The 7398-nt window shown below is 63.9% G+C and carries 9 protein-coding genes; 2 read left to right on the forward strand and 7 right to left on the reverse strand.

Annotated elements, in window-relative coordinates; all coding sequences use genetic code 11:
• Window positions 1-255 precede the first annotated feature (255 nt).
• From V5F77_RS27890 to hmgA, 6 genes are all read right to left on the reverse strand, one after another.
• Window positions 256-552 (reverse strand): LysR family transcriptional regulator, encoded by a 297-nt coding sequence (locus V5F77_RS27890; RefSeq protein ID WP_429008332.1) that lies wholly within the window; start codon window positions 550-552, stop codon window positions 256-258.
• Window positions 546-1184 carry a maleylacetoacetate isomerase gene (gene maiA, locus V5F77_RS27895; protein ID WP_429008333.1) on the reverse strand — a complete coding sequence of 213 codons (639 nt, stop codon included), beginning with the start codon at window positions 1182-1184 and terminating at the stop codon, window positions 546-548. The genes V5F77_RS27890 and maiA overlap by 7 nt, the downstream gene beginning before the upstream one ends.
• 4 nt (window positions 1185-1188) lie before the next feature.
• Complete coding sequence (gene fahA, locus V5F77_RS27900; RefSeq protein ID WP_429008334.1) at window positions 1189-2508, reverse strand: fumarylacetoacetase; 1320 nt, start codon at window positions 2506-2508, stop codon at window positions 1189-1191.
• 240 nt (window positions 2509-2748) lie between these two features.
• Complete coding sequence (locus tag V5F77_RS27905) at window positions 2749-3309, reverse strand: hypothetical protein (protein ID WP_429008335.1); 561 nt, start codon at window positions 3307-3309, stop codon at window positions 2749-2751.
• A 63-nt stretch (window positions 3310-3372) separates the two neighbouring features.
• Window positions 3373-3627: a hypothetical protein gene (locus V5F77_RS27910; protein ID WP_429008336.1), complete on the reverse strand. Its 255-nt coding sequence runs from the start codon at window positions 3625-3627 to the stop codon at window positions 3373-3375.
• Window positions 3628-4145: 518 nt separating this feature from the next.
• Window positions 4146-5513 carry a homogentisate 1,2-dioxygenase gene (hmgA, locus tag V5F77_RS27915; RefSeq protein ID WP_429008337.1) on the reverse strand — a complete coding sequence of 456 codons (1368 nt, stop codon included), beginning with the start codon at window positions 5511-5513 and terminating at the stop codon, window positions 4146-4148.
• A gap of 56 nt (window positions 5514-5569) precedes the next feature.
• Between hmgA and V5F77_RS27920 the strand changes: the two genes are divergently transcribed.
• Both V5F77_RS27920 and V5F77_RS27925 read left to right on the forward strand, forming a co-directional pair.
• Window positions 5570-6016: a MarR family winged helix-turn-helix transcriptional regulator gene (locus tag V5F77_RS27920; RefSeq protein WP_429008338.1), complete on the forward strand. Its 447-nt coding sequence runs from the start codon at window positions 5570-5572 to the stop codon at window positions 6014-6016.
• Window positions 6017-6264: 248 nt separating this feature from the next.
• Complete coding sequence (locus tag V5F77_RS27925) at window positions 6265-6804, forward strand: VOC family protein (RefSeq protein ID WP_429008339.1); 540 nt, start codon at window positions 6265-6267, stop codon at window positions 6802-6804.
• A gap of 73 nt (window positions 6805-6877) precedes the next feature.
• Here the strand turns inward: V5F77_RS27925 and V5F77_RS27930 are convergent.
• Window positions 6878-7398: LysR substrate-binding domain-containing protein (locus V5F77_RS27930; RefSeq protein WP_429008340.1), on the reverse strand; the 521-nt coding region annotated here is incomplete at its 5' end.

Genomic DNA, 7398 nt, shown 5'->3' on the forward strand with positions numbered 1-7398 from the left:
ACACCCGAATTGGCAGTGGCAGTCGATGATGAGTAACGATCCAGCCAATGGTGAGGCCAACCCGTCTGATTCAATGCGCCTCACATGCGCGCCAGCTTGATCAGGGACCTCACCGGCGGATTTCCATCAAGGCCAGCGGCCATCTCAACGCCGCACAAACAGGCCGGACATATGAAAGCAACTGATCAAACCCATCCGACAAAAAGCCCTTGCCATAGGGGGCGTCCACATATGAATCAAGCCGCGATTCCCGTGTTAATCATATACCGAAAGCGCTGCCGAAAACCGGGGGTGAGCAGTTACCCGCGCGAATGCTGCGTCCGTCTCCGCTAGGATGTGTTTCGCCACCGCGATGAACTCTTCTCCGGTAGCGGTGAGCCGCGTGCCATTGGCGGTTCTCTCGAAAAGCTTTGTGCCGAGCCGGTATTCCAGGTCCCTCAGGCGGCGGCTCAAGGTCGACTCCCGCACACGGAGCGTCTCCGCGGCTTGTCTGAGGCTGCGGTGCCCGGAGGCCACGACTGCCCAGCGCATGTCTCGCAACTCAACTAACATTCCGCATCGGCTTGGTTGGTTGGATGGGCCGCAATGAAGGCCGGATGGCCCGCAGCCAATGCATCGACACGCATGATCTTCGGGTAGGCATCGAGGGACACGTTGAAGCGTCGGGCGGAATAGACCTGCGGGATGAGGAACACATCGGCGAGGCCAGGCTCCGGCCCGAAGGCAAAGCCTTCCTCTCCGATCAGTTGCTCCACGGCGCGAAAGCCGTCGTGGATCCAGCGGGCGATCCAGGCCGCGACGGCGGCTTCGTCCTGCCCCAGGTCCCGCCGCAGATAGGTGAGCGGCGAGACATTGCTGAGCGGATGGATGTCGCAGCCGACGATGGACGCCACCGCCCGCGCCTTCGCCCGCTCCACCGCATGAGCTGGCAGCAGAGGTGGCTCGGGATAGACCTCCTCCAGATACTCGAGGATAGCCGGGGACTGGGGGATCACTGTTCCGTCATCCAGCTCCAGCGCCGGCACGCGCTCCTGCGGGTTGACGGTCCGGTAAGCCGGACCATGCTGCTCGCCCCCATCGCGCACAAGGTGCACCGGCACGTGTTCCGCCTTTATTCCCTTCAGCCCCAGGGCGATGCGTACCCGGTAGGAGGCGGTGGAGCGCCAGTAAGTGTAGAGCCGCATGAGGTCACACCACCGGCGCCGGCAGGATGGTGCCCCGGCATTCGCCGAAGCCGATGGAGACGAAGCCGTCGCGCACGGCTCGCCCGTGGATGATGACGGTGTCGCCGTCCTCGAGGAAGCGACGCTCCTCTCCAGACGGCAACATGATGGGCGCCTTGCCGCCCCGTGTCAGCTCCAGCAGAGAGCCGTAGCTGTCGGGCGACGTGCCCGAGATGGTGCCGGTGCCGAGCAGGTCGCCGGGCGCGAGGTTGCACCCGCCGCTGGCATGGTGGGCGAGAAGCTGGGCGAAGGTCCAGTAGAGGTCGCGCGTCGAGCCGCGGGACAGCCGATGGGGCGGCAGCCCCTTCGCCGCCATGGCCTCGGTCTCGATGAGCACCTCGAGATCGAGGTCGAGGGCGCCTGCGGCCTGGTCCTGCGGATCGAACAGGTAAGGCAGCGGGGCGGGGTCGCCTTCGGGCCGCACCGGTTGGGCGATGCGGAAGGGAGCAAGTGCCTCCGGCGTGATCACCCAGGGCGACAATGTAGTGGCGAAATTCTTGGCGAGGAAGGGGCCGAGCGGCTGGTATTCCCAGGACTGGATATCGCGCGCCGACCAGTCGTTCAGCAAGCAGAAGCCGGCAATATGGGAGCCCGCCGCGCCGATGGGGATAGGCTCGCCCAGCGCATTGCCGGCGCCGACGAAGACGCCCAACTCCAGCTCGTAGTCGAGGTTTCGGCATGGGCCGAAGGAGGGCTCCGCCTCGTCCGGACGCTTGCGCTGACCGTTCGGTCGGCGCACCGCCCCCGCCGATACGCCGATTGAGGAGCCGCGGCCGTGATAGCCGATAGGCACATACTTGTAGTTGGGCAGCAGCGGATTATCGGGCCGGAACAGCTTGCCCACGTTGGTGGCGTGGGAAATCCCAGCATAGAAGTCCGTATAGTCGCCGATGGCCGCCGGCAAGTGCGCCGTGTTGGTCGCGGCGGGATGGAGAATACGCTCTGCCTGAGCCTCCGCGGCGGAGCGCTCCACGCCGTTGGCGTCGAGTAGCTCCACGAGGCGTGCGCGGAGAGCTGTGCGCGCTCCGGCCCCCAGGCCGAAAAAGGCATTGAGGCTCGGTGCGGCGGCGGCTTCCGCCGCTTCCTTGGTGGGGCCGTCGAACAGGCCGAGCTCGACCGCGGCGGCCAGATCGAAAATCTGGTCGCCGATTGCGACGCCCCCGCGGGGGGCGCCCCCCTTGGGACTGAACACGCCGAAAGGCAAGTTCTGGATGGGGAAATCGCAATGGCCGTTGGCCGATGTCACCCAGCTGGTGCGTGCCGTGTCGTGGGTCGCGTCAATCATGGAGATGATTTTCCGAATGTCGTGTCGTTGGATCCAAATCCTGCCACCGAAAGCCTTCCGCCTATGCGCGCTGACCGAGAGGCGGCTCCGCGCCGGGCTCCGCCGGCGGGGCCGCGAAGAATTCGACGCCTTTCGATTCACCCGAGACGAGGACGCAGACGAGGGCTGGGATGGAGATAATCGCGGCGTAGATGGCGACGGATATTGGCGTGCCGGTGAATTGCAGCAGCACCACCCCGATCAGCGGCGCGGCGGCGCCTCCCGCCACCGTGGCGAGCTGATAGCTGGTCGAAAGCGCGGTGTAGCGCACAGGGGTGGGAAACAGTTCCGCGAGATAGGCCGCCATGGCGCCGAGGATGATGCATGGCTGGCGAGGCATAGGAGCACCAGCGGCAGCATCTGGTTGAATGTGGCGCCGGGAGCAAGCGTGAACAGAGAGAAGCTCGACAGCGCAGCCGCCAGCAAGCCGACGATCAGCACTGGACGCCTCCCGATGCGGTCCGAGACGTAGCCGGACAGGACCGTGACCGTGACCTCCAGTGCCGAGCCCCACAGGATGGGCTTCAACGCATCGCCCCGCGGCATGTGGAGATAGGTTGTGACAAGCAGAAGCGGGAAGGTGCTGGAGATGTAGAGGAACGTATTCTCGGACGTCTTCACGAAGAAAGCCTTGATGAGCTCCGGGCGATTGTGTCGCATGGCGTGGGCGAGCGGGGCGCGGACCACCGTGTCGTACTTCTGCGCCATTTCCAGGAAGGCGGGAGATTCCTCCACCCGCCCCCGCGTCCAGAAGCTGAGCACGATCAGCACCACCGAAAGAAAGAAGGGGATGCGCCAGGCCCAAGCGAGGAAGGCCTCGTCGCCTTAGAAGCTCTGGATGCCCGTGATGATTCCCGCGGTGAGCATGTTCGCCAGCGGGCCGCCGAAGATGGTGAAGCTGGTCCAGAAGGCCCGCTGGGCCGCCGGCCTGGATTCCGCGATGATCAAAATTGTGCCGGTCGCCTCGCCGCCCACGGCGATGCCTTGAGCGAGACGCAGCGTCACCAGCGCGAGGGGAGCAAAGACGCCGGCCGTGGCGTAGGTGGGCAGCAGACCGATCAGGAAGGTGCCAACGCCCATGAGCAGGAGGCTGGGCGATGAGCGTCGCCTTGCGCCCGTAGTGGTCGCCGACGATGCCGAACAGGATGCCGCCCAGAGGCCGGGGAACAAAGCCCACGGAAAACGTGCCGAATGCCAGCAGCGTGGCCACGAACGGGTCCGTCGGACCGAAGAACTGCTTATCGAAAACGAGCACCGCCAGCGTGGCGAAAGTAAAAAAATCATACCATTCCAATGTGGTGCCCACTGTGGTGGCGACCATGAGATTAAAGCGCTTCACGTTTTTTCCTCCGGCCGGAGCCGCCGTGGGGGCACCCAGCACCAAGCTGCGTTCGCTTTTTTTGATCCACCGGAAAGGGTCAGGCATCCGGTTGCTTCTCGTCGAGCCTTGTGGGTCAAAGGCGTTCCGCTCGCCTGGCGCGCGGCAGACGGAATGCATTCGTCGGGGTCGGACCGGCGTGTGGTCGGCCGCGCTCAAGGCGTGCATGCGGAATATGCGCCAACCGGCCCCCGTCGGCCGGTCGGCGCTAAGGCACGGCTCACCATGCAGTCCCGCGCGCGGGGTCGAAATGCTTCTTCAGGTCCGCCCAGCAATCCACATAGTTCTGCTGCAGCTGCGGCACGCCAGCCGCATACGCGGTGACCCGCTGGGGCAGGCGCGTCTCGAACATGAAGGCGAGTGTATTCTCAAGCTTCTCCGGCTTCAGCTCGCCGTTGGAGGCATGCTCGAAAGCCTGGGTGTCCGGGCCGTGGGGCAGCATCAGGTTGTGCAGGGAGAAGCCGCCGGGCTCGAATCCTTCGGGCTTGGCGTCATAGACGCCGTAGATGAGGCCCATGAACTCCGACATGATGTTCCGATGGTACCACGGCGGGCGGAAGGTATTTTCCGCTACCATCCAGCGCTCGGGGAAGATCACGAAATCGATGTTCGCGGTGCCCGGCGTCCCCGAGGGGGAGGTGAGCACGGTGAAGATGGATGGATCCGGGTGGTCGAAGCCGATGGCGCCCACCGGGGAGAAGGTCCTCAGGTCGTATTTGTAGGGTGCGTAGTTGCCGTGCCAAGCCACCACGTCGAGCGGCGACTGGCCGATTTCGGTGACGTGAAGCTCGCCACCCCATTTCACATAAAGGAGCGAGAACTCCTCCCTGTCCTCATAGGCCGCCACGGGGGTGAGGAAGTCACGCGGGTTGGCGAGGCAGTTGGCGCCAATAGGGCCGCGGTCTGGCAGCGTGAAGGTGGCGCCATAATTCTCGCAGACATAGGCGCGGGCCGGACCGTCGATCAGCTCCACCTTGAAGATGACGCCGCGCTGGATGAGGCATATTTCACCCGGCGCGATGTCGATGACGCCGAATTCGGTGCGGAAGCGCAGCCGGCCTTCCTGGGCCACCACGAGAAGCTCGCCATCGGCATCGAAGAAGTATTCGTTCTCCATCGAACTCGTAACGAAGGCCATGTGCGCGGCCATGCCTCCCTGGCCGTCCGCGTCGCCGGCGGTGGTGAGGGTGCGCAGGCCGGTCAGGAAGGTCAGCTTCTCCTCGGGGAGCGGAATGGCGCTCCAGCGATACTGGCCGAGTGTTAAATCGCTTTCATTTCGAGCGTTCGGCGCCGTGCGGATGAAGCCCCGGTCCACCCGCCGGTAGCGCCCGGAATGTTTCACCGTCGGCCGGATGCGGTACAGCCAGGAGCGCTCGTTCACCGCCTGCGGCGCGGTGAAGGGCGAACCGGAGAGCTGCTCGGCATAAAGCCCGAAGTTGATCTTCTGCGGCGAGTTGCGCCCGATGGGCAGCGCCCCCTGCAACGTTTCCGTCTCGAACGAATTTCCAAAGCCGGACATGTAGCCCGGAACGAGGGCGCTCCCGCGCTCGTGAATTCCTGAGAAGGATGAGTGGGGCAGAACATTCATAGCAACCTCCCAATTTAGGTTGCGATCCTGATGGTTGAAAATGTAACTAACAAGCCATGACGATCCTCGACCTCGAACGCTTCATCCCCTATCGCCTCAACCGCGCCGCCGCGGCGGTTTCCGAGCGGCTGAAGGAGGTTTACGGCCGCAAGCACAGCCTCACCATTCCCGAATGGCGGGTTCTCGCCACGGTCGCCCAGTTTCCAGGCGTTACCGCGAAGACGGTGGGAACCCACGCCCGCCTGCACAAGACCAAGGTCAGCCGTGCGGTGGACGCGCTTCAAGAGCGGCGCTGGCTCGCCCGCACGGAAAATCCCGAGGATCGCCGGGAAGACTTCCTCTCGCTGACGGCCCAAGGCTGGCGTTCCTACCGCACACTCATACCGGACATGGCGGCGTTTGAATCGAAGCTGTGCGTCGACCTCGGACCCGAGGGCACGCAGGTCCTGCTCGACGCCCTTGACCGCCTGGAGCGAGCCCTGCGCCTTGGTCCCCGCAACTGATACTACGGCGTCGGCGGACATTTTCCGGCTTTATGCCGAACTTCGAAGGGATTCGCGCTTTGCCGCCGCGTTCCGCGGCTCAATATTTGTAACTATCAATATATGGAAAATCCGGACCTGTTCCTGCCCATTATTACATTGATGCTGCGCTCCCCGATTGTTAGGGATTGCGCATCCTGGCCGCACGCAATCCCATGTCCAAGCGATCGGACCCATGCGCCACGGAGCCCAAATCAAGGGAGGGGCAGATGCTCATCGAGAAAATCCACCACGTGGCCTATCGTTGCCGCGACGCAAAACAGACGGTCGACTTTTACCGCGATATTCTCGGCATGGAGTTGATCGGCGCGATTGCGGAGGACAAGGTCCCCTCCACGAAAGAGCCGGACCCCTACATGCACATCTTCCTCGACGCCGGCGCGGGCAATATCCTCGCCTTCTTCGAGTTGCCCAACTCGCCGCCACAGGGCCGCGACCCCAATACGCCGGAATGGGTGCAGCACATCGCCTTCCAAGTGGGCGACGTGGAGGCCCTGGAAGTGGTGAAGGTAAAGGCGCAGGCCGCAGGGCTCGACGTGGTTGGCCCGACCGACCACGACATCTTCAAGTCGATCTATTTCTTCGATCCGTCCGGCCACCGCCTTGAGCTTGCGGCCTGGACCGCCACGCCGGAGACGCTGGCACGGCTGAAATCGGTTGCCCCTGCCATGATTGAGGAATGGGCGCAGACCAAGAAACCCCCGCGCCACGCCGCCTGGCTGCATGAAAAGGAATTTGCGACGCATTGACCGCGCATGCCGGCGCCTCCCCGGGGATCGTGGAGATATGAGCCTCGGGGAGAGCGCTGCGGAGGTGACGAAATCAGCCTGCGCGCCTGGCGAACAGCATCCGCACCTGCGCCCGCAACCAGGTTGTGGCGGGATCCTTCGCGAACCGCTCAATCCAGTATTGCGCGACGCGAATGACAGGTGTCTCTATGGGCGGCGGGATCACACGAAGCCCCTCATAGCTCTGGAAGTCGCGTCCCACGGATTCCGGCACCGTCGCGATGAGCTCGGAGGCCGCGATCACCGCCGGAACGCACAGCATGTGCGGAACCGACAACGCTATGCGGCGCTTCAGCTTTTTCTCATCCAGGAACCGTTCGAACACTTCTTCCGTCCGCCCCGGCGACGACACCACGAGATGGGCTTCCTGAAGGAAGGCCGGCAGGGTCAGGCCTCCCTTGCCGAGACGAGGATGATCCTGGGCGACGACGCACAGGAAGCCACGCTCGAACAAGGTTTCGGTGTGGATGCCGGCCCCCGATATGTCGGGAAAGGGGCCGATGGCCAAATCGACGGTCCCGATCTGCAGCGCGTCAGCCAATTCGCGTGGCCTAA

The organism is Roseixanthobacter psychrophilus (assembly GCF_043195195.1).
Taxonomy (GTDB): domain Bacteria; phylum Pseudomonadota; class Alphaproteobacteria; order Rhizobiales; family Xanthobacteraceae; genus NCEH01.

Bases quoted from the DNA above. Each gene is read 5' to 3' on its own strand.
- V5F77_RS27910 (WP_429008336.1), bottom strand. From the start codon at position 3,627: ATGGGCGTTGGCACCTTCCTGATCGGTCTGCTGCCCACCTACGCCACG.
- maiA (WP_429008333.1), bottom strand. From the start codon at position 1,184: ATGCGGCTCTACACTTACTGGCGCTCCACCGCCTCCTACCGGGTACGC.
- V5F77_RS27925 (WP_429008339.1), top strand. From the start codon at position 6,265: ATGCTCATCGAGAAAATCCACCACGTGGCCTATCGTTGCCGCGACGCA.
- V5F77_RS27920 (WP_429008338.1), top strand. From the start codon at position 5,570: ATGACGATCCTCGACCTCGAACGCTTCATCCCCTATCGCCTCAACCGC.
- hmgA (WP_429008337.1), bottom strand. From the start codon at position 5,513: ATGAATGTTCTGCCCCACTCATCCTTCTCAGGAATTCACGAGCGCGGG.
- V5F77_RS27890 (WP_429008332.1), bottom strand. From the start codon at position 552: ATGTTAGTTGAGTTGCGAGACATGCGCTGGGCAGTCGTGGCCTCCGGG.
- fahA (WP_429008334.1), bottom strand. From the start codon at position 2,508: ATGATTGACGCGACCCACGACACGGCACGCACCAGCTGGGTGACATCG.